We start from the raw sequence: 25,776 nt of genomic DNA, 5'->3' as shown, positions 1-25,776 counted from the left end.
TTAATTAGTACTTTGGGGTGAATCTGGATATAAAAATACAACTGGTGGGTGAGTTATTTAAAATGTTTCAACGGACATACTCTTCATCGTAACGTGGCGTTAACAAATGTAAGTCACGTTAACAATAATTTGAGTGGTAAATAATTTAACCTTATGTACGACCAGGTCCAGGGTGACAACATGAAAAACAAGTTGTTATTTATGATGTTTACAATGCTGGGTGTGCCTGGGATTGCATCCGCTACAAGTTATGATTTAGCTAACTCAGAATATAACTTTGCGGTAAATGAATTAAGTAAGTCTTCATTTAATCAGGCAGCCATTATTGGTCAGGTTGGCACTGCGAACAGTGCAAATACTCGACAGGGGGGCTCGAAGTTATTGTCGGTTATTTCGCAAGAAGGTTCTGGTAACCGAGCGAAAACAGACCAGACGGGATCATATAACTTTGCATATATTGATCAAACGGGTAGTTCCAATGACGCGAGTATTAAACAAGGTTCATACGGTAATACGGCGGTAATTATCCAGAAAGGTTCTGGTAATAAAGCCAATATTACTCAGTACGGTACACAAAAAACAGCAGTTGTGGTGCAGAGACAGTCGCAAATGGCAATTCGCGTTACTCAACGCTAATCCATTAACGACGATTAAATCAATCCGATGGGGGTTTACCATGAAACTTTTAAAAGTGGCAGCATTCGCAGCAATCGTAGTTTCTGGCAGTGCTCTGGCTGGTGTTGTTCCGCAATGGGGCGGCAATCATCATGGTGGCGGTAGTAACTATGGCCCGGACTCTTCACTGAGTATCTACCAATATGGGTCAAACAACGCTGCGAATGCTCTGCAAAGTGATGCGCGTAAATCAGATGTCACTATCACACAACAGGGGCGTGGTAACGGGGCTGTAGTTGGTCAGGGCGCTGATGACAGTACCATTAGCCTGAAACAGACTGGCTTCCAGAACAATGCCACTATCGATCAGTGGAATGCTAAAAATGCTGATATTAGTGTAACCCAGTTCGGTGGCCGTAACGGTGCGTTGGTTAATCAGACCGCTTCTGACTCCAATGTGCTGATTCAGCAAGTTGGCTTTGGCAACAACGCTACAGCTAACCAACACTAATTCAGTTTTCTGACTGATAATAAACAGGGCGTGAGCCCTGTTTTTTTTTCGGGAGAATATGATGCATACGCTATTACTCATTGCCGCGCTGGCAAATCAAATAACATTCAATACAACTCAGCAAGGTGATATGTACACCATTATTCCTCAGGTGACGTTAACCCAACCGTGCGTATGTGAGGTACAAGTCCTTGCCATACGTAAAGGGCAGGGGGGACAAAGCCAGTCGCAGCAGAAAATAAGCCTTTCGGTCCCTGCTAATCGACCGATTGAATTAACCAAACTGAGCTTTAATATTTCATCTGAGGATTCGGTCAAAATTATCGTTACCGTTTCAGATGGGCAGTCTCTGCATCTGTCGCAACAATGGCCTGACTCAAACAGTCACCCATAATTTTTTGCTGTATTTGCATTAAGGGTGTGGCTGGGAATGCGCTGCTGTTCTATGAATATAGAAGCGTGTGAGCGTTTGTATTTGATCGTTAATCGTAGCGGTGAAGGATCATTTCGATCCCTCAAAGATGGCTAATCATTGAGGAACCCTTATGTGTACATTATTAAAGCGTATTTTAAGTACCAGTTTATGTGCTTTTTCTCTTTTAACCCTCCCTGCAATTGCGCAGCAAATCACAACCGGCGGGGTTATTCATTTTCGCGGAGCGATAGTTGAATCACCTTGCGACGTTAACAGACAGCAGCAGCAAATTGAATTGTCATGTATCCGCAACGGCACCAACCAGAATAGTCTTTACAACCCGCAACAGCTCGCGACAGCCCCTCAGAATGTGCAGGAAATTGCCACAGTCAAAATGCACTACCTCAATGAACAGAAAAACATGGCGATTCTTAATATTGAATATAAATGACTCGCTGTGGCGTAGATATGCACACTTACGGTTAAAAAGAGAGATTTAAGGGAAAACCCTGCTGTACACTTAACGAATGGTGTTTTGTCAGGGGGAACTTATGCAATCACGTGTTCATGTGTTACATGGCGATATTACGACTGTCGCTGTTGATGTGATTGTCAATGCGGCGAATTCATCGCTACTGGGAGGCGGGGGCGTCGATGGCGCAATCCATCGCGCTGCCGGACCAGCATTGCTGGAGGCCTGCAAACAGGTTATCCAGCAACAAGGAGAATGCCCGACAGGGCATGCGGTGATCACTCTGGCGGGGGCGCTTGCGGCAAAAGCGGTCATTCATACCGTAGGACCCGTCTGGCAAGGGGGAGGTCATCATGAGGCCGAACGCCTCGAAGAAGCTTACTTAAACACCCTGCAACTGGCCCTGGCCAATGGTTATCACTCCATTGCTTTTCCGGCGATCAGTACCGGGGCTTATGGCTATCCGCGCGCCGCAGCGGCAGAAATAGCGGTGAAAACGGTGCTGAAATTTATTACCCGCCGCGCACTTCCTGATCAGATATACTTCGTGTGCTTTGATGACGAAAACGCTCAACTTTATAAGAGATTGCTAACACAACAAGGCGATGATCACACGGACTGATATGACGCGACTTGAGCGTGCCATCACGCCCCTTTGCGAAGACCACCCGGGAGAATGCGGCATTCTTGCGTTGGATGACAGCCTGGATGCGTTTGCTGCTCGCTATCGGTTAACGGAAATGGCGGAACGTACCCTGGATGTGCAGTATTACATCTGGGAAAACGACATGTCTGGGCTATTGTTATTTTCCGTTCTGCTGGCCGCAGCGAAGCGAGGCGTACGGGTGCGTTTGCTGCTGGATGATAACAACACGCCGGGTCTGGACGACACGCTGCGTCTGCTGGATAAGCACCCCAATATAGAAGTTCGCCTCTTCAATCCGTTTTCCTTTCGCATCCTGCGCGCGCTGGGCTATTTAACCGATTTTGCCCGGCTTAATCGGCGCATGCACAATAAAAGTTATACCGCTGACGGCGTGGTGACCCTCGTTGGTGGGCGTAATATTGGCGATGCCTATTTTGGCGCGGGTGAGCAACCGCTGTTTTCCGACCTGGACGTCATGGCTATCGGGCCGGTTGTCAAAGATGTGGCAGATGATTTTGAGCGTTACTGGCACTGTCGCTCGGTTTCAACGTTACAAAATGTGCTTGAGATGTCTGAGCCAGATTCTGTGCAGCGTATTGAGCTACCCGAATCCTGGTATAACGATGATATTACCCGCCGCTATCTGCATAAACTGGAAACCAGCCAGTTTATGTCGAGTCTCGATCAAAGGTCGCTGCCGCTGATTTGGGCCAAAACGCGTTTGCTGAGCGATGATCCTGCAAAAGGGGAAGGGAAAGCGCCGCGCCACTCGCTATTACCGCAGCGTTTGTTTGATGTAATGGGCTCGCCGACCGAACGTATTGATATTATTTCTGCCTACTTTGTGCCGACGCGTGCCGGTGTGGCGCAGCTCCTGAGACTGGTAAGAAAAGGCGTCAAGATTGCCATTTTAACCAATTCACTGGCGGCGAATGATGTGGCGATCGTCCATGCGGGCTATGCGCGATGGCGAAAAAAACTACTGCGCTACGGTGTAGAATTATACGAACTTAAACCGACCCGCGATCGCGTCTCGGTCGTTCACGATCGTGGATTAACCGGGAATTCAGGGTCCAGCCTGCATGCGAAAACGTTCAGTATTGATGATCGCAAAGTGTTTATCGGCTCGCTTAATTTTGATCCTCGTTCGACGCTGCTCAATACAGAAATGGGATTTGTGATTGAGAGTGAAGTGCTGGCCGAATTGATTCATAAACGGTTTATGCAAAGCCAGCGTGATATGGCCTGGCAGCTACGCCTTGACCGTTGGGGGAGAATTAATTGGGTCGACCGACTTTCTGGCAGTGAACAGGTCCTGAAAAAAGAACCCGCCACAGGATTCTGGAAGCGGATTCTGGTAAAGCTGGCATCCGTGTTACCCATTGAATGGCTGCTTTGAACCACACAATGATTGAGGGAAAAACTAGCCGGCTACGGCCTTGTTTTTATCCTGCTTAACGGGCGGTTTACCCGAAAAGAGAAACTTCAGCACCGGTATGCGTAAATGGATTTCGTACAGTATTACCGCAATCCCAACCACAAACAGCAGACCGCAGAGAAAACCCAGCAGATTCGACGTGATATGCGGTGTGATGTAAGCGCCAAAAAACAGCGTTAACGGGTGGTGCACCAGATAGATAAACAGCGACGCGTTGACAAAATAGGTCACGCGGGCAGACTGGAAATTAAGCAAACGGTGACCCAACGAAAAGACGACGTTCACCATCCACAGTCCCATGACCATGGTAATGACATATTCGGTTTCATACATCCAGGCATCGCCGTTGCCATAACGCTGATTGAGCAGGTATGCCACAAATGCGAATGCAGCACCGAGCGTGCAACCGCGTGACGGTGTGGTAAACAGCGCTTTCAGATTCGGGTTGATAAACGCCAGTGCGCCGAGGATAAAGAACGGCGCATAGAACAGCGTTTGCATAACGATAAAATTGAACATGCCATCGCTGAGAATCGAAGGGTAGAGGATGAAAATTGTCCTTCTGACGGCAGCGTAACCGACACCTAACAAGATGAAGATCAGCGATAATTTAGTCATCGACACCGCCGGGGCGCTGGCGGCGTCACTACGCGTCAGTCTGTTTTTCATCTGGGTGAACACCCACATGCTCACGGTCGTTAATACGACCAGAACCAGTAAAAACCACAGATGGGAAATCAGCTCCCAGGCCAGCGCATTGTATTTATCGTAGCCGCTGAGAGTATGCCAACTGTCTGCTTTTCCCTTTACGTATTGCAGCATGATAAATTGCGGCAGCGTAAGTAATGGAATCGCGGTCAGCATCGGGATCCCCACGCGTTCTACACGCACCTTCCACCAGCGCTTTAGTGGATAGCGCAAAAATAGCATGTAGGAAAAATAACCCGAAATGACAAAGAAGACTTGCATGCGAAAAGCATGGATAAAGTCGTTAAACAGGGTCAACCACCACGACGGTTCAGCGCTGTTCACGTGCCAGGTGTGGGTCGAGTAAATCAATGAAATATGGAATGGGATCCCTAACAACATTAGCCAGGCACGGATGGAGTCAAGAAAATATTCGCGTGGTGGTGATACAGAGCTCATAGACAGTTATGTATTCTCAGACTTTTCGTCTTATCCCTAAGACGAATAATGGTTACATTCGAGGGCAACCCTACACGAAGTCCAACAACCTGTCTCCAGGATAAGCACGCAAAGTGAAAACAGGTAGTTGAACCTGATTAAACCATGAGCCAGCGCGCGAACAATACAGGGATTCAGTTGTCGGAATACCCGATTATCCATTAAAATGGATCGGATCAATATAAGCACACAAAGGGGGAAGTGCTTACTAATTATGAAACATAAACTACAAATGATGAAAATGCGTTGGTTGGGTGCAGCAGTTATGTTAACGCTGTACACATCATCGAGCTGGGCGTTCAGCATCGATGATGTTGCAAAACAAGCTCAATCCTTAGCCGGTAAAGGCTATGAGGCGCCAAAAAGTAACTTGCCCTCCGTTTTCCGCGACATGAAATATGCGGATTATCAGCAGATCCAGTTTAACCGCGATAAAGCCTACTGGAGCAATCTCAAGACCCCATTTAAGCTCGAGTTCTACCACCAGGGTATGTACTTCGACACGCCGGTCAAAATCAACGAAGTTACCGCTACAGCGGTGAAAAGAATCAAATACAGCCCGGATTATTTTAATTTTGGCGATGTTCAGCATGATAAAGACACGGTAAAAGATCTCGGTTTCGCCGGGTTCAAAGTGCTGTATCCGATCAACAGCAAAGATAAAAACGACGAAATCGTCAGCATGCTCGGTGCCAGCTATTTCCGTGTTCTGGGGGCAGGGCAGGTCTACGGTCTGTCTGCGCGCGGTCTCGCGATTGATACCGCTCTGCCTTCTGGCGAAGAATTTCCCCGCTTCCGTGAGTTTTGGATCGAGCGTCCGAAACCGACTGACAAACGTTTGACCATTTATGCCTTGCTGGATTCTCCGCGCGCAACCGGAGCGTATCGCTTTGTCATCATTCCGGGTCGTGACACGGTAGTCGATGTTCAGTCCAAAGTTTATCTGCGCGACAAAGTGGGCAAGCTGGGCGTGGCACCGTTAACCAGTATGTTCCTGTACGGACCAAACCAGCCTTCTCCGGCGACCAACTATCGTCCGGAACTGCATGACTCTAACGGTTTGTCGATCCACGCTGGCAACGGCGAGTGGATTTGGCGTCCGCTGAATAACCCGAAACATCTGGCGGTGAGCAGCTTTGCGATGGAAAACCCGCAAGGTTTCGGCTTGCTGCAGCGTGGCCGTCAGTTCTCGCGTTTTGAAGATATCGACGATCGTTACGATCTGCGCCCAAGCGCCTGGATCACGCCAAAAGGTGATTGGGGTAAAGGTAAGATTGAGTTAGTTGAAATCCCAACTAACGATGAAACGAACGATAACATCGTTGCGTACTGGACGCCGGATCAACTGCCTGAAGCCGGCAAAGAGATGAACTTCAAGTACACCCTGACGTTCACGCGTGACGAAGACAAGCTTCATGCCCCTGATAGCGCCTGGGTCCAGCAGACTCGTCGTTCTACCGGTGATGTAAAACAGTCTAACCTCATTCGTCAGCCTGATGGCACTATCGCGTTTGTGGTGGACTTTACCGGCACGGATATGAAAAAGCTGCCGCAGGATACCCCGGTTACCGCACAAACCAGTATTGGCGACAACGGCGAGATCGTTGAAAGTACTGTGCGCTACAACCCGGTCTCTAAAGGTTGGCGTTTGGTATTGCGCGTGAAAGTGAAAGACGTGAAGAAAACCACTGAAATGCGTGCTGCCTTGGTCAATGCCGATCAGACGCTGAGTGAAACCTGGAGCTACCAGTTACCTGCCAATGAATAAGACAACTGAGTATATTGACGCAATGCCGCTTTCGGATATCGAAAAAGCGGCACTGCCGAAAACTGACATCCGCGCCGTTCATCAGGCGCTGGATGCCGAGCATCGTACGTACTCGCGCGAAGATGATTCACCGCAGGGTTCGGTGAAAGCTCGCCTGGAGCAGGCGTGGCCTGATTCTCTGGCCAAAGAGCAGTTGGTTAAGGACGATGAGGGGCGCGATCAGCTGCAGGCGATGCCAAAAGCAACGCGTACCTCTATGTTCCCCGATCCCTGGCGTACCAACCCGGTTGGCCGCTTTTGGGATCGCCTGCGCGGGCGCGATGTGACTCCGCGTTATCTTTCGCGTTTGACGAAAGAAGAACAGGAGAGCGAGCAAAAATGGCGTACGGTTGGCACCATCCGCCGCTATACGTTGTTGATCTTAACGCTGGCGCAAACGGTCGTCGCAACCTGGTATATGAAGACGATCCTTCCGTATCAGGGGTGGGCATTCATTAATCCTGTTGACATGATGGGGCAGGATTTATGGGTCTCCTTTATGCAACTGCTGCCCTACATGCTCCAGACCGGCATTCTCATTTTGTTTGCCGTGCTTTTCTGTTGGGTTTCAGCAGGATTCTGGACCGCGCTGATGGGCTTCCTGCAACTGTTGATTGGGCGAGATAAGTACAGTATCTCCGCCTCAACGGTTGGGGACGAACCGTTAAATCCCGAACACCGGACCGCGTTGATTATGCCGATCTGTAACGAGGACGTTGACCGCGTATTCGCGGGACTTCGCGCCACGTGGGAGTCGGTCAAAGCGACGGGCAACGCCGAGCATTTTGATGTTTACATCCTGAGCGACAGCTACAACCCTGATATCTGCGTAGCAGAACAAAAAGCGTGGATGGAGCTGATTGCCGAAGTGCAAGGCGAAGGGCAGATTTTCTACCGCCGTCGTCGTCGTCGCGTGAAGCGTAAAAGCGGTAACATTGATGACTTCTGCCGTCGCTGGGGAAATCAGTACAGCTACATGGTGGTGCTGGACGCTGACTCCGTGATGAGCGGTGACTGTCTGAGCGGACTGGTGCGCCTGATGGAAGCGAATCCAAATGCCGGGATTATCCAGTCTTCACCGAAGGCTTCCGGTATGGATACGCTGTATGCGCGCTGTCAGCAGTTTGCGACCCGTGTTTATGGTCCGTTGTTTACCGCTGGACTTCACTTCTGGCAATTGGGGGAATCGCACTACTGGGGCCATAACGCGATTATTCGCGTGAAGCCGTTTATCGAACACTGTGCGCTTGCGCCGTTACCGGGCGAAGGCTCGTTTGCGGGTTCGATTCTCTCCCATGACTTCGTCGAAGCGGCGTTGATGCGTCGTGCCGGCTGGGGCGTGTGGATTGCTTACGATCTGCCGGGCTCTTATGAAGAGCTACCGCCGAACCTGCTGGATGAACTCAAGCGTGACCGTCGCTGGTGTCATGGCAACCTGATGAACTTCCGTCTGTTCCTGGTGAAGGGGATGCACCCGGTTCACCGTGCGGTGTTCCTGACCGGCGTTATGTCCTATCTGTCCGCGCCGCTGTGGTTTATGTTCCTCGCGTTATCGACCGCATTGCAGGTGGTGCATGCGTTGACGGAACCACAGTACTTCCTGCAACCGCGCCAGCTGTTCCCGGTATGGCCGCAGTGGCGTCCTGAACTGGCGATCGCGCTGTTTGCTTCTACGATGGTGCTGCTGTTCCTGCCGAAGCTGCTGAGTATTTTGCTCATCTGGTGTAAAGGGACGAAAGAGTACGGCGGGTTTATCCGCGTCACGCTGTCGCTGCTGCTGGAGGTTCTGTTCTCCGTGCTGCTGGCGCCGGTGCGTATGCTGTTCCATACCGTCTTTGTCGTGAGCGCCTTCCTCGGTTGGGAAGTGGTGTGGAATTCACCGCAGCGTGATGACGATTCCACCCCGTGGGGTGAAGCATTTATGCGTCACGGTTCTCAGTTACTGCTGGGGCTGGTGTGGGCGGTAGGTATGGCCTGGCTGGATCTGCGTTTCCTGTTCTGGCTGGCGCCGATTGTCTTCTCGCTGATCCTGTCGCCGTTTGTTTCCGTGATTTCCAGCCGTTCCACGGTTGGGTTACGTACCAAGCGCTGGAAGCTGTTCCTGATCCCGGAAGAGTATTCTCCGCCGCAGGTGCTGGTGGATACGGATACCTACCTGGTGATGAACCGCAATCGTACACTGGACGACGGCTTTATGCATGCGGTGTTTAACCCGTCATTTAACGCACTGGCAACGGCAATGGCGACTGCACGTCACCGCGCGAGTAACGTGCTTGAGATTGCCCGTGACCGCCATGTGGAGCAGGCGCTGAACGAAACGCCGGAGAAACTAAACCGTGACCGCCGTCTGGTGCTGTTGAGCGATCCGGTGACGATGGCGCGTTTGCACTATCGCGTCTGGAATTCACCTGATAAGTATTCTTCGTGGGTGAATTACTACCAGGGACTGACCCTGAATCCGCTGGCGCTCAGGAAAAAGTAAGCGTTATGTAACGTGAAAATACCGGCCTGGTGCCGGTATTTTTTTATACTAAATAAAAGAGCCGTGAGGTATCAGGTGCGAATATTGGCAGTGGCAATCATGGTGTGCTTGCTGAGCGGATGCGGCAGTATTATTAGCCGAACTATCCCAGGGCAAGGGCACGGAAACCAATACTATCCTGGCGTGCAATGGGATGTCCGGGACTCCGCGTGGCGCTACGTCACCATCCTCGACCTGCCATTTTCGCTGGTGTTTGATACCTTGCTGCTCCCGCTCGACATTCACCACGGACCTTACGAGTAGCTATCGCTCATCCCATTCATCGGCCGCGGTCTGACCCTCTTCGGTATCCAGGGGAGGTTCCAGCTGGAATTCACCTTCATCCCATTCGTGAAGCGTGTTTTCTTCCTGCCACTCCTGACGGATTTCAATTTCATCATAGTCGCCATCAAAAACGCTTTGGGCCGCTTCACCACTCAGCATTGGCAGGCATTCACCCTCGCCCTCATCCTCATCAGCAAAGAATTCCGCCTGCCACATAATGTCACCATCCTGTAGCACGTATTTTTGTACGCTTAGCTGTTGAACGCTGGCTTCGTCGGGCTCAAGGTCAGGGTTATCAGCCAGAAATTCTTCACGAGCGGCATCAATGGCTTCTTCCAGCGTGGCATACATGGTCATCAGAGTCTCCCTTTGATTTAATGAAGTATTCAGGAAAATAATAGTTGATTCTCCGATATTGCAAGTATGAATGCACAAAAATCATCCCGTAGCCTCAGTGCTCCGGCGACGGCGCAGACTATTCCACGAGTAGAAAGCGTTAAACAGTACGACGCCCGCGGTCACGCAGAAGACGGCGCGAAAACCGTAGTTGGCGGAAATTGCCGCCCCCATTAACGGTCCCGTTACGTTACCGATATCGCGAAATGACTGGTTATAACTGAAAATACGCCCGGCGATCTGATTGGTTGAGTTATAGACCAGCAGCGTTTGTACTGCCGGGAGCAGAGCCCCATCAGCGGCCCCCAATAAAAAGCGCAGAACGGCAAGTTGCCAGGGCGATTGTACAAACGACATTGGAATAAGCAGCAGCACGGAGATGACCAGAGCAACAATCAGGATCTTCTCCGGGCCAATTCGGTCACCTAATTTGCCAAGTCGCGGGGCGCTAATTAACGCAGCCACGCCCGGTACGGAAGCAATCATCCCGCTGATAAAGGCGATGTTACTGACGTTGCCAGCCAACTCTCGAACGTACAGCGTCAGAATTGGCGCGATGGACCCGGTTGCCACCTGGATTATCAGCGTTGTGACAAACAGGCTCAGCACCAGTTTGGGATTTTTTAACGAGGCCACGACTTCGCGAATGTGCAGCATCTCTTTCTTGCTCACCGGTTGGAAACGTTCGCGAATAAAAAATAGCGTCAGGATAAAACAGACCAGCAGTACGCTGGCGGTGATGAAAAATACCGGGCGTAGTCCGTACTGATCCGCGAGCAGCCCGCCTGCCAACGGTCCGAGCAGTGCGCCGCTGACGCCGCCGGTGGAAAGCGTTCCCAGCGCCCAGCCGCTTTTATTGCGCGGAACCTGGGTGGCGATCAGCGCATTGGCGTTGGGAATGAAACCGCCGAGCAGACCCAACAGGGCGCGCAGGACCAGGAACTGCCAGATATTTTGCGCCAGCCCCATCAGCAGCATCACAATCGCCATACCCAATGCGGAACGCAGCAGCATGATTTTTCGCCCTTTGCGATCGGCAAGTCCACCCCAGAAAGGAGAGGCGATGGCAGAAAAGAGAAAAGTGATGCTGAAGACCAGACCTGACCACATATTCAGGGCGCTATGACCCGTGACGCCGAGGCTCTCGACATAGAGGGGCAAAAAGGGCATAACCAGGCTAAATGCTGCACCGGTTAAAAAACAACCCAACCAGGCAACGGTGAGGTTGCGTTTCCAGTTTATGGGAGCATCTGAGGGTGACATAGCGTTCCGCAGTGTGGCGCGCTGTTTGCGCTATCGATTGAATATAAGCAAGCAGGCTAATTATGCGCCTGGTAGATAGTTGCTGCAATGCGGATAGCAGTTAAACCTAAAGCGGGCAGGGAAGGTGTTGCAGTCCGCAGGACTGCAACCGTGCTTTAGTACAGGGAAGGTGAACCTTCAGGACGCGTCTTGAAACGACGGTGTAGCCACATGTACTGCTCTGGGGCCATCATGATGCATTGCTCAACAATCTTATTCATCCACGCAGCCGTAGTCTCCGCGTTGTCTAACGGCGGTGAACACTCCGGAGGCAGCATAATCAATTGATAACCTTTACCGTCAGGCTTGCGGCGAGGAACAAACGGTACCAGGCAGGCATTCGACATGCGTGAAAGCATCCAGGTCCCGGAGGTTGTTGCGGCCTGTTCAACAGCAAAAAGCGGGACAAATACGCTGGCGCGGGGACCGTAGTCATGATCCGGCGCGTACCAGACCACTTCGCCTTTTTTCAACGCTTTAATCATTCCTTTCAGGTCTTTACGATCGAGCATGGATTTATTAGAGCGCATACGGCCCCAGGTTTGTAGCCAGTCGAGCAGTGGGTTGTCGTTAGGGCGATATACGCCTATCCCCGGCTCCTGCAAACCAAACTGACGCGCACCCAGTTCAAGGGTCAGAAAGTGCAGACCCACTAACAAAATTCCCCGTTTTTGCGCCTGAACGTCGCGGATATGTTCCATCCCGATAACTTCCGTCCAGCGTGAAATGCGCTTGTCAGACCAAAACCAGGCCATTCCGGTTTCCATCACGCCCATGCCCACGGACTCGAAGTTCTTGATGATCATCTGCTGGCGTTCCTGCTCGCTCATTTGCGGGAAGCACAGTTCCAGATTACGGGAAACAATTTTTGCCCGACGTTTCATCAAACGTAATGCCAGACGACCTAATGCGCAGCCCAACTTGTAAAGAATCGGGTAGGGTAACTGCACGATTAACCAAAGGATGCCAATGCCCAGCCAGGTTAACCAATAACGTGGATGCAGTAACGCAGCCGAAAACTTGGGTAAATTCGTCATGTCTATCCTGTCTTCAAACGACCAATTGCCTGTATTGTCGCATTTTTTCGCGCATATCAAAAATTTGTGACGGGAGAACGGTGATTAAACCAGCAATTGTTGTTGCACTTTTATATTGGAGTAAGAAATGTAGCGTAAAATGTGTGGATGTAAATTGGCGGTGTTTGCTTTATTATGCCGCCGATTTTCATTTTCTCCCTATTTGCAGGATACGTACACCATGCCAGTGTTACACAACCGCATTTCGAACGATGCGCTCAAAGCCAAAATGTTGGCTGAGACCGAGCCGCGCACGACGATCTCATTCTATAAATATTTCACCATCGCCAATCCTCAGCACACGCGTGATGCGCTGTACCAGATGTTCACTGCATTGAACGTCTTCGGGCGCGTTTATCTTGCCCATGAAGGAATCAATGCGCAAATCAGCGTACCGCAAAGCAACGTCGAGGCATTCCGCCAGCAGCTTTATGCGTTTGATCCCGCATTCGCCGGGTTACGTCTGAATATCGCGCTGGATGATGATGGTAAATCGTTCTGGGTGCTGCGCATGAAAGTGCGTGAACGCATCGTGGCGGATGGCATTGACGATCCGCAATTTGACGCCAGCAACGTAGGTGATTACCTGAAGGCGGCGGAAGTAAACGCCATGCTGGACGATCCTGACGCGGTATTCATTGATATGCGCAACCACTATGAATATGAAGTGGGCCATTTCGAGAATGCGCTGGAAATCCCGGCAGACACGTTCCGCGACCAGTTACCGAAAGCCGTTGAAATGATGCAGGCGCATAAAGATAAAAAAATCGTTATGTATTGCACGGGCGGGATCCGTTGTGAGAAAGCCAGCGCCTGGATGAAACACAACGGATTTAGCAAAGTCTGGCACATTGAGGGCGGTATTATTGAATATGCCCGCAAGGCACGTGAACAGGGGCTTCCTGTACGTTTTGTCGGTAAAAACTTCGTTTTTGATGAGCGTATGGGCGAAAGGATTTCTGAAGATGTTATTGCGCATTGCCATCAGTGCGGAACGGCGTGCGACAGCCATACTAATTGCAAAAATGATGGCTGCCATCTGTTGTTTATCCAGTGTCCGGCCTGCGCGCAGAAGTATAACGGCTGCTGTAGCGAGTTGTGTAGCGAAGAGAGTAAGTTGCCGGAAGAAGAGCAACGTCGTCTGCGCGCCGGACGTGAAAATGGCAACAAAATTTTTAATAAGTCACGTGGTCGCCTGAATACCAAACTGGGTATTCCGGACCCTGCGCAATAGTCATCATGCCGGATGGCGGCTTTAGCCCCATCCGGCAACTCATATGTTACTTCTGTTGGACGCCTTCCACTGAGATGATCAGATCGACTTCCTGAGACGCCGGGCCGAGATCGGTGGTGATGTTGAAGTCCTTCAGCTTAATTTTACCTTCTGCTTCAAAACCCGCACGCGTGCCACCCCACGGATCTCCGCCCTGACCGATCAGCTTCGCATCCAGCGTAACCGGTTTGGTGACGCCGTTCAGGGTGAGATTACCGGTGATATCCAGGTCGTTCCCCTCTTTCTTCACGCTGGTAGAGCTAAAGGTCGCCTGCGGGAATTTGGCCACGTTAAGGAAATCTGCGCTACGCAGGTGCTTGTCGCGTTCGGCGTGATTGGTATCAACGCTGTTGGTGTTGATGGTGACGTTAACCTTATCGGCTGCGGGATTTTTCTCATCAAAGGTAAAAGTCCCGTCGAAATCTTTAAATGTGCCGTACAGCCAACTGTAACCCAGGTGCTGAATACGGAAATTAACAAAGGCATGCTGTCCTTCTTTGTCAATTTTGTAATCTGCCGCCACGGCTGACCCGGTGGTGAATAACAGAGAGGCGAGTGTAAGTCCCAGCAGGTTTTTTTTCATTTTAAGCTCCATAGTCAGATGACGATTTTCCCAACATGCGATTCAGGGTATCGTCGTTATCGATAAAGTGATGTTTCAGGGCCATCAGTCCGTGCAGAAGCGATAAAACCACCACGGTCCACGCAAGCCACAGGTGCAGACTACCGGCGAGGTCGGCCTGAGCGCCCGCATTGGCAAGGGTGGCAGGAATGTCGAACCAACCAAATACGCTTATCGCTTTGCCATCAGCGGTGGAAATCAAATACCCGCTGATGACAATAGAAAAGAGCAATGTGTATAGCGCGAGGTGACCCAGTGCCGCCGCGATGCGGGTGAAACGGGAATAACTTGCCAGCGCAGGAGGAGGAGGGGAGATCAACCGCCAGACGACGCGGATAACCAGCCCCATCATAAGCACAACGCCGATGCTTTTATGCAGTTCAGGGGCCTGGTGATACCAGCCGTCGTAATAGCTGAGCGTGACCATCCACAATCCCAGCGCAAACATGCCATATACAGCAATCGCAATCAGCCAGTGCAAAGCGGCAGACACCACGCCATAGCGTTGTGGAGTATTATTGAATTGCATAAGTGCACCGTTAGATATTTCAGAAGTGAATGAAAATGGCGCGTAAAAGACATTAATGCAACTAATAAATAACAATAATGGTGATATTTGTTTTTGATTCAATAAAATTGATTGAATTGTGAAGTAATCATCAAGGAATTAGTAGGGGTGGATGACATTAAGGCTTGGTTTCTGGGTGTTTAAGGTATTTTTCTTGTTCAGTTAATTGCAATGAAAATTAAGTTAATATCAGTTTATGTCAATTAGTGTCAGCGTTGCGGGTTCAGAAAAACATAATATATATCACATCCATAATTGCCAGCAGCGACCATAAAATAATGTAGAGCATAAGATGCTCGCGAATATTATTAACCAGATAGTGAAAGATGCGGCGCATCAACGTTATTCCTGTCATTAAAAATGGCCTCACCAACGAGGCCATTCATTTATTATCGCTTAAAACGATTTAGCCTGAAGGGAGTCAGGTCAAAGTCAGACGGTTTGTCCTGGGCGAAGTCTGCCGCAATCTCTCCGAGGACGGAGGCAAACTTAAAGCCATGTCCGCTCAGCCCGGTGATGATCAACGTGTTGTCATGCTCCGGTAGAGTATCAATAATAAAGTCTTCATCTGGTGAGTTATCATAGGTGCAGGACGCACCGTGCAGACAGCAGCCCACGCCTGGCAGAATTGTGCGCAGGAATGGGAAGGCTTCAGAACCATCGCTGGCTACAGCGGCAAACGGCTTGCGCTCTTCTGCCGAATGAATTACCTGTCCGCCATTGTGCTTACCAATTTTTAGCTCGTCGTTTTCTGCCGGGAAACCATAGAATTGATCGCCATTTGGTAGCTCTCCGGTGAAGGCAGGGAAGTTATTCTTAACGCTGTAACGCCCATCGGCTTGATACCAGGCGAACACTTTGCGTACCGGTTGTATCGGTAGTTCAGGGACTAATGCCTGTACCCAGGTTCCGGCGCTGATCACCGCTTTTTGCGCGTGATAGTCACCATCGGCGGTTTCTACCGTGACGCCATCATCACTATGACGAATTGCGCTGACCGGGCATTTAAATAGCTGCGCACAGCCTGCTTCTTCCGCCAGACGGATCCAGGTTTTAATCGCTAACTCACTACGTAAAAAACCAGACTCCGCTTCAAACAGACCGATATAGTTTTCAGGTACGCGAATCTCTGGCCAGCGCGCCATAATGGCTGCTGCATCCAGTTGTTCAACATTGAGTTGCCACTGTTTTGCGCTTTGCGCCGCGGTCGCTAAGAAGGTTGAATCTGCCGGACCAAGGTTGATGACACCAGAGCGCACAAAAATCGGTTCTTCATTTTGGGTGGATAATTCATCCCATAATGTTTGCGCACGCAGCACCAGCGGAACATATTTTTCACCTTCGCCATAGGCATGACGAATTAATCGAGTGTCGCCGTGGTGGCTGCCCTGCTGATGCGGTGGCATATGCGCATCGATCATCAGAACCTTCAGACCGGCGCGAGTGGCATAGTATCCGGCTGCGGCGCCCACGGAACCGCTGCCAATTATGATTAAGTCGTATTTCATCCGCTTCTCTCTGCAATCGCGATAGTAGCAGGGTAAATAAGTGACCCGGAATATTCAACCTGGAAATAAGAAAGGCACCGGAAAGGTGCCTTTTGATGGTTGGATGTATCAGATTTAATGTCGCTGATACTCATTTACCTGGTAATCGCCGGATTCAATTTTAGCGATTCCTGCTTCTAATATCGAAATAAATTGCCTGGCAACATCAGTGGTTAACCAGAGCGTTTGACCAACTTCAGTCCCATCCGGGTCTGGACGATTCGGGGTCTGGTAGTGCAAACGCAGCATCAGCGCATCGTAGCTATCAACAGTGCTGATGTCCCATCCTACTAACGGATGAGTCTGAATGACTTCATTATTCTTTTCCATCATGCCCCCTAATTCGTGTTACTAGACAACGGTTTTCGAGGTTCAATGCGTTTTTTCTGAAGCAACTTCAGTATATCAATAAATAAGGGTATTCATTGAAAATTTAAAGAGGTAAGCACATAAAATTTTCGTTTTCAGCGTTATCTGACTAACAAACCGACATGTTATTCATTTTTTTTAAGCATGTTGCACAATTATTTTGGTGTTGTGGTTAAAAGATAGCCAGGAATTTATTATTAAAATATCAGTTTGCCAGAAGGAATGAACTATTGATTAAAAGATGGTGTGTATAAAAAAGCCGGGGCGACCCGGCAAACAAACATCACTGCATATCATTATTTATTCATTGATGAACCAGTCATCCGCGCTTTCCCAGGTCTCCTGGAGGATCTCGCTGATGCGTTCTTTATCCTCTTTGGTGGCACCAATAACCGACAGATTGTTTGCGCCGGCATAACGGACGGTAACGTTACCTTCGTTATCCGGGAAATGGTGCTGAATACGGCGGGAGAGTTCACCTGCCAGCGCGTCAATTGCACCAGCAGGTAAAGGTGAAGTTTTGGCAATAGTGACTTCAATACGCATAGTAGCCCCCTGTGGAATATACTGTTTATTTATACAGTTATTCTCGCCAGTTGGCTACACTTTTTTTAGCTTTTCACGGACCAGTGTACCGTTTCGCCACCCAGGAAAGGCATCAGCGTATCATCTTGCAGCGCAATGCTCTCTGGGACCTGGTGCTGCACGCGTTCCAGCTCAATAAAGGTTTCATTCACCGGCAAACCGTAGAACTGTGGGCCATTGAGTGAGCAGAAGGCTTCAAAATGGTCCAGTGCATTCATCTCTTCAAACACGGTGGCATAACTGCCCAGTGCGGTCGGCGCATTAAAGCAGCCCGCACAGCCACAGCTTGACTCTTTACGATGACGCGCATGCGGCGCTGAGTCGGTACCGAGGAAGGCGCGGTTAAACCCGCTGGCGACCAGCTCACGCAGCGCCTGTTGATGGACGTTACGTTTGAGGATCGGCAGGCAGTACAGATGAGGGCGAATCCCGCCGACCAGCATGTGGTTGCGGTTAAACATCAGGTGCTGCGGCGTAATGGTCGCCGCCAGAAGGTCATTGCCGTCGCGCACGTATTCGGCAGCATCTTTAGTCGTGATATGTTCGAACACCACTTTCAGCGCAGTTAAACGCTGACGCAGTGGTTCCATTACCGTCTCAATAAAGCGCGCCTCGCGATCGAAAATATCGATATCCGCATGCGTCACTTCGCCGTGCACCAGCAGAGGCATACCCAATTTTTCCATCCGTTCCAGCACTGGCATGATGGCATCAATAGAGGTTACGCCATGCGTCGAGTTGGTGGTGGCATTGGCCGGATAGAGTTTTGCGGCGGTGAACACGCCTTCGTTGAATCCACGTTCCAGCTCATTGGGATCCAGCGTATCCGTTAAGTAGCAGGTCATTAATGGCGTGAAGTCGTGTCCGGCAGGTACCGCGTCAAGAATTCGCTGGCGGTAAGCGATAGCCGCGTCCACCGTGGTGACGGGCGGAGCCAGGTTCGGCATGACAATGGCGCGGCCATAAACTTCGCTGGTATAGGGCACGACAGTTTTTAACATGTCGCCATCGCGAAAGTGAAGATGCCAGTCGTCTGGGCGGCGGATCTTTAAAACCTGGGATGGTGCAGTCATCAATATGCTCCGGCTGAGGATAGTCTTTTTTGCCGGAAACAAAGGATAAGCGGAAACGTTTTCGTTTGCACGAAAAAAAAGGGCGCATCGGCGCCCTCTGTCATATTAGTCGGTGAACGGGATAATGATTTCTCCCGGTTTCACCTCAATGCCTTTCGCCAGTTTTTTCGCCAGCGCTTCCCCCTGGCTGCTGTCATCCCGCAGAATGTATGCCGGCTGCTGGTTGAAATAGTTGCGCAGCGACTGATTTAAATAAGGCATCAGCGTTTGCAGTACCGACTGCATTTTTTCCGGCGTGACGGTAGCGTCCACGACTTCCATTTCTTGCAGATAAATCGCGCCTTTTTCTTTATTGAAAACCGGTAAGGCTTTTAGCTTCAACTTCATGGTCGCTTTCTGACTGCCAAACAGGGAGTTCATGTCCAGTTTGGCGTCTCCGGTCAGCGTCACTTTATTGGGTTCTTCACGGCCTATCTGGCTGGCGAGATTGTTCAGTACGATATGTGCTTCAGCGACGCCAGGCAAACCGATATCTTTTGAAAAGTTATTATTCTTCGCCAGGGCCTGATTAATCTCTTGCTCGCTAACCGTGTATTGCGTGAGTTGATTACAACCAACCAACAGGCCGCTGACAATTAGTGCAGCGGCAAAAAAAAACTTTTTCATGGGGTTCCTCAACATGATGCTTGTTGTGTAATCGTGACACAAAGCATCATCGAGCACCAGCGCTGCGGGTAACAGCAGAAAAAACTGAAAAAAGCACGTACGCCAGATTGGCTATCAGGCGTCAGGCTCCAGCATACCACGCGTTGGACGTTTGAGACTAAATTGCCAGCCCAGCGCCAGGAAAGTGATGAAGCCGATAATACCGAGCATCATCCAGGGCAGCTCCGGTTGTGCCAGGGCTTTACCCATGTCAAACAGCCAGCCGCCGCCGATATAACCAATGGCGCCGCCGATGGCGAGTCCCAGTCGACTGAAACCCATATAGCTTCCCCGGGCACGTGCATTCGCCAGCGAGGCGCTCAGGGTTTCACGCGCCGGTTCGGCGATGATTGAGCCAATATAGAACGTGCAAATCAGGGTGAACAGCTGCTGCAAATTCCCGACCAGGCCGATGGGCATCATGCTTAAAGACATCACCAGCAGACCGGCCATCAGGCGATGCTCAAGGCGAAAGCGTTTTTCACTCCAGCGGGCAATCGGGTAGAGCAACGTTAAAGAGAGGCACGCCTCGATGGCATACATCCATTTCACTGCGGCCGGTGACCCAGCGATGTCGTTTACCATTATTGGCAGCATCAGCATCACTTGCACCGCCAGCATGTAATAGCCCGCCAGCGTCAGCACATAAGTGACAAACCGCTTGTCATGCATCACATGGCTCATTCCTTCGCGCACCGGAATTTTCACCGTCGACAGCTTCCATGCCGGAAGTAGCCAGGCGTTAAACGCCGCGCACAGAACGAACAAAATTGCGCCGGTGGCACACACCAGACGGAAATCGTATTGCAATAACCAACTGCCGAGCAACGCGCCAACCACGGCCCCGGCGCTATCCTGCATCATCAGAATAGAGAAAAAACGCCCGCGCTTTTCCGGACGGATCAGTTTGACCACCAGCGCCGAGCGGGGAGGGTCGAACAACGTGCCGCCCAGCCCGGAAAGAAAGCAGGAAAACCATAGCAGCCACGGTTCATGGGCAATGCCCATGGTGGCGAATCCGGCAGCGCGCATCAGCATGCCGGTGACGATCATCGGTTTTGCCCCGAAACGGTCAGCAATAGCACCGCCGAAGATACCTAAACCTTGCTGGATAAATTGACGTAATCCAAGCGCGATACCGACCATCACGGCGGCCCAACCCATTTGATCGACGAAACGAATTGAGATCAGCGGGAAAACGACGAAGAAACCCAGCACGACCAGCATGTTATCGATAAGAAGGAAGTATTTACCCAGGTTCCTTGCCTGCGAGACTTGCGACATTTCCCCTCCAGGGAAAAACTCGTCACTCTGGATAGAGTTTAAAAGATAAGCACCTCCTATTCTGCGGTGTCGTCATCGCTTTTCCCACCCTTCGCGGGACAATATTTTTTTATCAAAAGTCCGTCTTGATAGAGAGTTTTCATCAAAATGTGTGAATAATTCAAAAAATGGCATTTTGCTCTTTTCACAGGGCGTATTTGCGCAGGTATAGTAATGCGAATAGCGTATTGAAGACGTTACGGGAAGGAGTAGGTATAGAATGTTTGGCTATCGCAGTAACGTGCCAAAAGTGCGCTTAACCACGGACCGCCTGGTCGTGCGTTTAGTGCATGAGCGTGATGCCTGGCGTCTGGCAGATTATTACGCAGAAAATCGTCATTTCTTAAAACCCTGGGAACCTATTCGCGATGAAAGCCACTGTTATCCGTCAGGCTGGCAGGCGCGTCTGAGCATGATCTCTGAGTTTCATAAACAGGGCACCGCTTATTACTTTGCGCTGCTCGATCCGGAAGAAAAAGAGATTATTGGCGTCGCGAACTTCTCGAACGTCGTGCGGGGATCTTTCCACGCCTGTTATCTCGGTTACTCCATTGCACAGAAGTGGCAGGGGCAGGGGCTGATGTATGAAGCCTTAACCTCGGCCATCCGCTATATGCAGCGCACGCAGCATATTCACCGCATTATGGCTAACTACATGCCACATAATAAACGCAGTGGTGACCTGCTGGCGCGACTGGGTTTTGAAAAAGAAGGGTATGCCAAAGACTACCTGCTGATTGACGGGCAGTGGCGCGATCACGTGCTGACGGCGTTGACCACATCAGAATGGACCCCCGGCCGCTAAGTTTCAGATGCAGCCATGATTAATGGAGAAGACGATGAAATACGAATTAACCGCCACCGAAGCACGGGTGATTGGCTGTTTATTAGAAAAACAAGTGACTACGCCTGAACAGTATCCGCTCTCCGTTAACGGAGTCGTAACCGCCTGCAATCAAAAAACGAATCGTGAACCCGTGATGAACCTGTCGGAATCCGACGTGCAGGATCAGCTTGATAACCTGGTGAAACGGCATTTCCTGCGTACGGTGAGTGGCTTTGGTAATCGCGTCACCAAATATGAGCAGCGTTTCTGCAACTCTGAGTTTGGTAATCTTAAGCTCAGCGCGGGGGAAGTCGCGCTCATTACCACGCTGTTGCTGCGCGGCGCTCAAACACCTGGTGAACTGCGTAGCCGCGCCTCCCGGATGTACGAATTCAGCGACATGGCCGAAGTAGAGTCGACACTGGAGAAACTGGCAACCCGGGAAGATGGTCCTTATGTCGTTCGCCTGGCGCGTGAGCCGGGCAAACGTGAAAGCCGTTATATGCACCTGTTTTGCGGTGACGTTGATGAAGCGATGGCCACCACAGATGAACTTCCGGCAGCTTCGGGCGATCTACAGGCGCGCGTTGACGCGCTGGAAACAGACGTCGCGGAGCTTAAGCAGCGGCTTGATTCCTTGCTGGCGCACCTGGGAGACTGATGTGAATAAATTACGTATCGGCGTTGTCGGGCTCGGCGGGATTGCGCAAAAGGCCTGGCTGCCCGTGCTGGGTGCTAGTGCAGACTGGACACTGGAAGGGGCATTTTCACCTTCGCGGGAAAAAGCGCAGCGTATCTGTGATACCTGGCGGATACCTTACGTTGATTCACTGGTTAATCTGGCGCAAACCTGCGATGCGGTTTTCGTCCATTCCAGTACCGCAACGCACTATGCGGTGGTCAGCGAACTGCTGAATGCCGGGGTTCACGTGTGCGTGGATAAACCGCTGGCGGAAAACCTGCGCGAGGCTGAACAATTGGTGGAGCTGGCCGAGCGGAAAAAGCTGACGCTGATGGTGGGGTTTAACCGTCGATTTGCGCCGCTGTATCAGGATCTCAAATCCCAGTTGGGCAATGCGGCGTCCGTACGCATGGATAAGCACCGGACGGACAGCGTCGGGCCGCACGATCTGCGCTTCACTCTGCTGGACGACTATCTGCACGTTGTCGATACCGCATTGTGGCTGGCGGGAGAGAAAGCGCAGTTAAATAACGGTACGCTGTTAACCAATGAATCCGGCGCGATGCTCTATGCGGAGCACCATTTTTCTGCCGGGCAAATGCAGGTAACGACCAGTATGCATCGCCGCGCCGGTAGCCAGCGCGAGAGCGTGCAGGCGGTGACGGATGGTGGCCTGATTGACGTCACGGATATGCGGGAATGGCGGGAAGAGCGCGAGCAAGGAGTGGTGCACAAGCCGGTAGCAGGCTGGCAAACTACCCTGGAACAGCGTGGTTTTGCCGGATGCGCACGTCATTTCATTGAGTGCGTGCAAAATCAGACGGTTCCCCAGACGGCAGGTGAGCAGGCGCTCCTGGCCCAGCGCGTTGTCGAAAAGCTGTGGCGGGAGGCAATGGCTGAATAACCCCCTGTAACATCTGGCGGTAGTAATTCATTGTAATCCAGGTACTATATGCCAACTCAAAAATAACACCTCTTTTCAACCATAGGCTGGTTTGTCGGCCTGATAAGACGCTACGGCGTCGCCATCAGGCACAGCAAAAGTGCCGGATGGCGGCGATCATGCCTTATCCGACCTACGGGCAGGTTTGTCGGGGTTTTGCCTCAGAGTCTGGAATACAACATAGATGAATTTATTAAAGTCGCTGGCAGCCGTCAGCTCGATGACGATGTTTTCACGTGTGCTGGGTTTTGCGCGTGATGCGATTGTCGCCAGAATCTTTGGCGCAGGGATGGCGACTGATGCCTTTTTTGTGGCGTTCAAACTTCCTAACCTGCTGCGCCGAATCTTTGCTGAGGGCGCTTTTTCGCAGGCGTTTGTGCCTATTCTTGCCGAATATAAAAGTAAGCAGGGGGAGGATGCGACCCGCGTCTTTGTCTCTTACGTTTCCGGGCTGTTGACCCTGGCGCTGGCCGTGGTGACGGTCGCCGGAATGCTGGCTGCCCCGTGGGTGATTTTAGTCACCGCGCCTGGGTTTGCCGACACAGCGGACAAATTTGCGCTGACCACTCAACTGCTACGGATCACCTTTCCGTATATTCTGCTGATCTCACTGGCTTCGCTGGTGGGTGCGATCCTGAATACCTGGAATCGCTTTTCCATTCCGGCGTTTGCGCCGACCTTTCTGAATATCAGCATGATCGGTTTCGCGCTGTTTGCTGCGCCTTATTTTCACCCTCCGGTGCTGGCGCTGGCGTGGGCCGTTACCGTTGGCGGCGTGCTACAGCTGATTTATCAGCTTCCACACCTGAAGAAAATTGGCATGCTGGTGCTGCCGCGCGTGAACTTCCGTGATGCGGGGGCGATGCGCGTCGTCAAGCAAATGGGCCCGGCGATCCTTGGGGTATCTGTCAGTCAGATTTCACTGATCATCAATACGATTTTCGCTTCGTTTCTGGCCTCTGGCTCAGTGTCATGGATGTATTATGCTGACCGTCTGATGGAGTTTCCGTCTGGCGTACTTGGCGTCGCGTTGGGGACTATCCTGCTGCCCTCGCTGTCCAAAAGTTTTTCTAGCGGTAATCATGATGAGTATTGCCGTCTGATGGACTGGGGCCTGCGTTTGTGTTTTCTGCTGGCATTACCGAGCGCCGTGGCGTTGGGGATTCTGGCCAAACCGCTGACGGTTTCTCTGTTCCAGTACGGTAAATTTACCGCCTTTGACGCCGCGATGACGCAGCGCGCGCTGGTGGCATATTCGGTAGGTTTGATTGGCTTGATCGTGGTGAAAGTGTTGGCCCCAGGTTTTTATTCGCGCCAGGATATTAAAACGCCAGTCAAGATTGCCATTGTCACGCTGATTATGACCCAGGTAATGAACTTGGCGTTTATTGGGCCGCTGAAACATGCCGGGCTGTCGCTGTCGATTGGTCTGGCGGCGTGTCTGAACGCTTCACTGCTGTACTGGCAACTGCGTAAACAGAAAATTTTTACCCCACAACCGGGTTGGGCCTGGTTCCTGGCGCGACTGGTGATTTCTGTGCTGGTGATGTCTGCGGCGCTGGTTGGGATGCTCTACATCATGCCGGACTGGTCGCAGGGAACGATGTTATGGCGTCTGCTGCGTCTGATGGCCGTTGTGGTGGCAGGTATTGCTGCTTACTTCGCTGCGCTCGCGGTGCTGGGCTTTAAAGTGAAAGAGTTTGTGCGCCGGACGGCGTAACAGATTAATGCCGGATGGCGGCATGACGCCGTATCCGGCCTACAAAACGCGTAGGCCTGATAAGCAAAACGTTATCAGGCTAGCATCAGATAGAGAATTTTTTCCCGCCGCGGTGCGCAGCAGAGGTTTGACCGTTTGCGCCATACAGCGCCGGTTCCTGGTGCGGTTTCAGCACTTGAATCGCTTGTTGATTGCGCTCGATCTGCCCTTCCAGCAGCCAACCGTTGTGCTGGTTGAGTTCGCGTAGGTCCTGTGTTTTCCGGGTAATGGTCTGCCAACGCTCGGCAATTTCATCATTGGCGCTGCGTGTGGCGTCATGCTCCAGACGGCGCTGCTGCTCCAGATAATCAAGGGTTGCCAGCAAAGAGCTTTTTTCTTCTGTAATACGCTGTAGCTGGCTGCCGTTAATATATCCTGCGGAAAGCTGCTGCTGTTCAGCATCCATTACCGTTTTCAGGTCATTGAGGACGGTCGTCATCTGGTCAAGGATTTCTGACAAACGAGTCATACTTTATTTACTCTGTAAGTAGCTCTGCGCCTCGCGGATCAGCGAGTCGGCAATTTTTCCGGTGTCCATTTTCAGCTCGCCATTACGGATCGCGGTTTTCAGTGCTTCCACGCGTTCCATATTGATGTCATTGGTGCCGGGCTGCATCAGTTTGGCCTGGGCGTCGCTCAGCATGACGCTGGTGCTGGTGGTGGCGGTGGTTTTTTCCTTCCGCGTTTTTTGTACCGGCGCATCGCTGGTTTCACGTGGCTGAACGGTACTTACTGGCTTCAATGGTGAGGTACGATCAATGCTCATTTTGTTTATCCTCATCGAGGGGTTACGCTATAGCGGCCCGCTGTAATCATTGGTTGTTTATCTATC

Annotated in this window: 29 protein-coding genes; 14 read left to right on the top strand and 15 right to left on the bottom strand. The window is 51.2% G+C overall.

Annotated features, from left to right (window positions below):
- Positions 1-180: 180 nt before the first annotated feature.
- From csgB to OGW44_RS15465, 6 genes are all read left to right on the top strand, one after another.
- Positions 181-636, top strand: coding sequence for a curli minor subunit CsgB (gene csgB / locus OGW44_RS15490; protein WP_019076446.1), 456 nt, complete (start codon positions 181-183; stop codon positions 634-636).
- Between the two features lie 40 nt (positions 637-676).
- Positions 677-1,126 carry a curli major subunit CsgA gene (gene csgA / locus OGW44_RS15485; protein WP_016156176.1) on the top strand — a complete coding sequence of 150 codons (450 nt, stop codon included), beginning with the start codon at positions 677-679 and terminating at the stop codon, positions 1,124-1,126.
- Positions 1,127-1,187: 61 nt separating this feature from the next.
- Positions 1,188-1,520, top strand: coding sequence for a curli assembly chaperone CsgC (gene csgC / locus OGW44_RS15480; RefSeq protein ID WP_016152602.1), 333 nt, complete (start codon positions 1,188-1,190; stop codon positions 1,518-1,520).
- Positions 1,521-1,671: 151 nt separating this feature from the next.
- A complete protein-coding gene (locus tag OGW44_RS15475; RefSeq protein ID WP_016152603.1) occupies positions 1,672-1,992 on the top strand; it encodes a YmdA family protein in 321 nt (106 codons plus the stop codon).
- Between the two features lie 100 nt (positions 1,993-2,092).
- On the top strand, positions 2,093-2,635 hold the full coding sequence (gene ymdB / locus OGW44_RS15470) for an O-acetyl-ADP-ribose deacetylase (RefSeq protein ID WP_016156177.1): 543 nt from the start codon (positions 2,093-2,095) through the stop codon (positions 2,633-2,635).
- Positions 2,619-4,058 carry a phospholipase D family protein gene (locus OGW44_RS15465; RefSeq protein WP_087121833.1) on the top strand — a complete coding sequence of 480 codons (1,440 nt, stop codon included), beginning with the start codon at positions 2,619-2,621 and terminating at the stop codon, positions 4,056-4,058. Before ymdB ends, OGW44_RS15465 begins: the two co-directional genes overlap by 17 nt.
- A gap of 24 nt (positions 4,059-4,082) precedes the next feature.
- Here OGW44_RS15465 and mdoC read toward each other — a convergent pair whose 3' ends face one another.
- A complete protein-coding gene (gene mdoC, locus OGW44_RS15460) occupies positions 4,083-5,243 on the bottom strand; it encodes a glucans biosynthesis protein MdoC (protein WP_016152606.1) in 1,161 nt (386 codons plus the stop codon).
- Positions 5,244-5,514: 271 nt separating this feature from the next.
- Here mdoC and mdoG point away from each other — a divergent pair, with 271 nt between their 5' ends.
- The 3 genes from mdoG (at position 5,515) to OGW44_RS15445 (ending at position 9,874) form a co-directional block, all read left to right on the top strand.
- The gene (mdoG, locus tag OGW44_RS15455) at positions 5,515-7,050 is read left to right on the top strand and encodes a glucans biosynthesis protein MdoG (RefSeq protein ID WP_087121841.1); all 1,536 of its coding nucleotides are present in this window, start codon (positions 5,515-5,517) and stop codon (positions 7,048-7,050) included.
- Positions 7,043-9,571, top strand: coding sequence for a glucans biosynthesis glucosyltransferase MdoH (gene mdoH, locus OGW44_RS15450; protein WP_019076449.1), 2,529 nt, complete (start codon positions 7,043-7,045; stop codon positions 9,569-9,571). The genes mdoG and mdoH overlap by 8 nt, the downstream gene beginning before the upstream one ends.
- A gap of 75 nt (positions 9,572-9,646) precedes the next feature.
- Positions 9,647-9,874: a YceK/YidQ family lipoprotein gene (locus OGW44_RS15445; protein WP_016152609.1), complete on the top strand. Its 228-nt coding sequence runs from the start codon at positions 9,647-9,649 to the stop codon at positions 9,872-9,874.
- Here OGW44_RS15445 and OGW44_RS15440 read toward each other — a convergent pair whose 3' ends face one another.
- The 3 genes from OGW44_RS15440 to OGW44_RS15430 all read right to left on the bottom strand — a co-directional run bounded on the left by OGW44_RS15440 (position 9,875) and on the right by OGW44_RS15430 (position 12,630).
- On the bottom strand, positions 9,875-10,252 hold the full coding sequence (locus OGW44_RS15440; protein ID WP_016152610.1) for a MysB family protein: 378 nt from the start codon (positions 10,250-10,252) through the stop codon (positions 9,875-9,877).
- Between the two features lie 81 nt (positions 10,253-10,333).
- Entirely contained in the window at positions 10,334-11,554 is a 1,221-nt protein-coding gene (mdtG, locus tag OGW44_RS15435; protein ID WP_046274768.1) for a multidrug efflux MFS transporter MdtG, read from the bottom strand.
- A 155-nt stretch (positions 11,555-11,709) separates the two neighbouring features.
- Positions 11,710-12,630, bottom strand: coding sequence for a Kdo(2)-lipid IV(A) acyltransferase (locus OGW44_RS15430; RefSeq protein WP_049282344.1), 921 nt, complete (start codon positions 12,628-12,630; stop codon positions 11,710-11,712).
- A gap of 220 nt (positions 12,631-12,850) precedes the next feature.
- On the opposite strand from OGW44_RS15430, the gene trhO reads away from it, so the two are divergent.
- A complete protein-coding gene (trhO, locus tag OGW44_RS15425; RefSeq protein ID WP_016152613.1) occupies positions 12,851-13,903 on the top strand; it encodes an oxygen-dependent tRNA uridine(34) hydroxylase TrhO in 1,053 nt (350 codons plus the stop codon).
- 46 nt (positions 13,904-13,949) lie between these two features.
- On the opposite strand, the gene OGW44_RS15420 is transcribed toward trhO, so the two are convergent.
- The 9 genes from OGW44_RS15420 to mdtH all read right to left on the bottom strand — a co-directional run bounded on the left by OGW44_RS15420 (position 13,950) and on the right by mdtH (position 20,695).
- The gene (locus OGW44_RS15420) at positions 13,950-14,525 is read right to left on the bottom strand and encodes a YceI family protein (RefSeq protein WP_016152614.1); all 576 of its coding nucleotides are present in this window, start codon (positions 14,523-14,525) and stop codon (positions 13,950-13,952) included.
- A 1-nt stretch (position 14,526) separates the two neighbouring features.
- Positions 14,527-15,093, bottom strand: coding sequence for a cytochrome b (locus tag OGW44_RS15415; RefSeq protein ID WP_016152615.1), 567 nt, complete (start codon positions 15,091-15,093; stop codon positions 14,527-14,529).
- Positions 15,094-15,355: 262 nt separating this feature from the next.
- A complete protein-coding gene (locus OGW44_RS15410; protein ID WP_003036148.1) occupies positions 15,356-15,469 on the bottom strand; it encodes a YceO family protein in 114 nt (37 codons plus the stop codon).
- Positions 15,470-15,521: 52 nt separating this feature from the next.
- On the bottom strand, positions 15,522-16,640 hold the full coding sequence (gene solA / locus OGW44_RS15405; RefSeq protein ID WP_049269882.1) for an N-methyl-L-tryptophan oxidase: 1,119 nt from the start codon (positions 16,638-16,640) through the stop codon (positions 15,522-15,524).
- A gap of 114 nt (positions 16,641-16,754) precedes the next feature.
- Positions 16,755-17,009, bottom strand: a complete 255-nt coding sequence (gene bssS / locus OGW44_RS15400; protein ID WP_003036154.1) for a biofilm formation regulator BssS — start codon at positions 17,007-17,009, stop codon at positions 16,755-16,757.
- 339 nt (positions 17,010-17,348) lie between these two features.
- Positions 17,349-17,594 carry a DNA damage-inducible protein I gene (gene dinI / locus OGW44_RS15395; protein WP_003036157.1) on the bottom strand — a complete coding sequence of 82 codons (246 nt, stop codon included), beginning with the start codon at positions 17,592-17,594 and terminating at the stop codon, positions 17,349-17,351.
- Between the two features lie 65 nt (positions 17,595-17,659).
- Positions 17,660-18,706, bottom strand: coding sequence for a dihydroorotase (gene pyrC / locus OGW44_RS15390; protein WP_185654360.1), 1,047 nt, complete (start codon positions 18,704-18,706; stop codon positions 17,660-17,662).
- 105 nt (positions 18,707-18,811) lie between these two features.
- Entirely contained in the window at positions 18,812-19,372 is a 561-nt protein-coding gene (locus tag OGW44_RS15385; protein ID WP_185654361.1) for a lipoprotein, read from the bottom strand.
- Between the two features lie 114 nt (positions 19,373-19,486).
- A complete protein-coding gene (gene mdtH, locus OGW44_RS15380) occupies positions 19,487-20,695 on the bottom strand; it encodes a multidrug efflux MFS transporter MdtH (protein WP_016156184.1) in 1,209 nt (402 codons plus the stop codon).
- Between the two features lie 259 nt (positions 20,696-20,954).
- On the opposite strand from mdtH, the gene rimJ reads away from it, so the two are divergent.
- The 4 genes from rimJ to murJ all read left to right on the top strand — a co-directional run bounded on the left by rimJ (position 20,955) and on the right by murJ (position 24,905).
- Entirely contained in the window at positions 20,955-21,539 is a 585-nt protein-coding gene (gene rimJ, locus OGW44_RS15375) for a ribosomal protein S5-alanine N-acetyltransferase (RefSeq protein ID WP_006685101.1), read from the top strand.
- A 34-nt stretch (positions 21,540-21,573) separates the two neighbouring features.
- Positions 21,574-22,221: a YceH family protein gene (locus OGW44_RS15370; RefSeq protein WP_047359336.1), complete on the top strand. Its 648-nt coding sequence runs from the start codon at positions 21,574-21,576 to the stop codon at positions 22,219-22,221.
- A gap of 1 nt (position 22,222) precedes the next feature.
- The gene (locus OGW44_RS15365; protein ID WP_185654362.1) at positions 22,223-23,146 is read left to right on the top strand and encodes a Gfo/Idh/MocA family protein; all 924 of its coding nucleotides are present in this window, start codon (positions 22,223-22,225) and stop codon (positions 23,144-23,146) included.
- A gap of 223 nt (positions 23,147-23,369) precedes the next feature.
- Positions 23,370-24,905, top strand: coding sequence for a murein biosynthesis integral membrane protein MurJ (gene murJ, locus OGW44_RS15360; RefSeq protein ID WP_016152622.1), 1,536 nt, complete (start codon positions 23,370-23,372; stop codon positions 24,903-24,905).
- An 85-nt stretch (positions 24,906-24,990) separates the two neighbouring features.
- Here murJ and flgN read toward each other — a convergent pair whose 3' ends face one another.
- Positions 24,991-25,413 carry a flagella biosynthesis chaperone FlgN gene (gene flgN / locus OGW44_RS15355; protein WP_016152623.1) on the bottom strand — a complete coding sequence of 141 codons (423 nt, stop codon included), beginning with the start codon at positions 25,411-25,413 and terminating at the stop codon, positions 24,991-24,993.
- Positions 25,414-25,416: 3 nt separating this feature from the next.
- Positions 25,417-25,710 (bottom strand): flagellar biosynthesis anti-sigma factor FlgM, encoded by a 294-nt coding sequence (gene flgM, locus OGW44_RS15350; RefSeq protein ID WP_016152624.1) that lies wholly within the window; start codon positions 25,708-25,710, stop codon positions 25,417-25,419.
- Positions 25,711-25,776 lie beyond the last annotated feature (66 nt).

It is taken from the genome of Citrobacter sp. Cb023, assembly GCF_030336805.1.
Taxonomy (GTDB): domain Bacteria; phylum Pseudomonadota; class Gammaproteobacteria; order Enterobacterales; family Enterobacteriaceae; genus Citrobacter; species Citrobacter braakii.
This window is presented reverse-complemented; position numbering and strand designations above follow the sequence as displayed.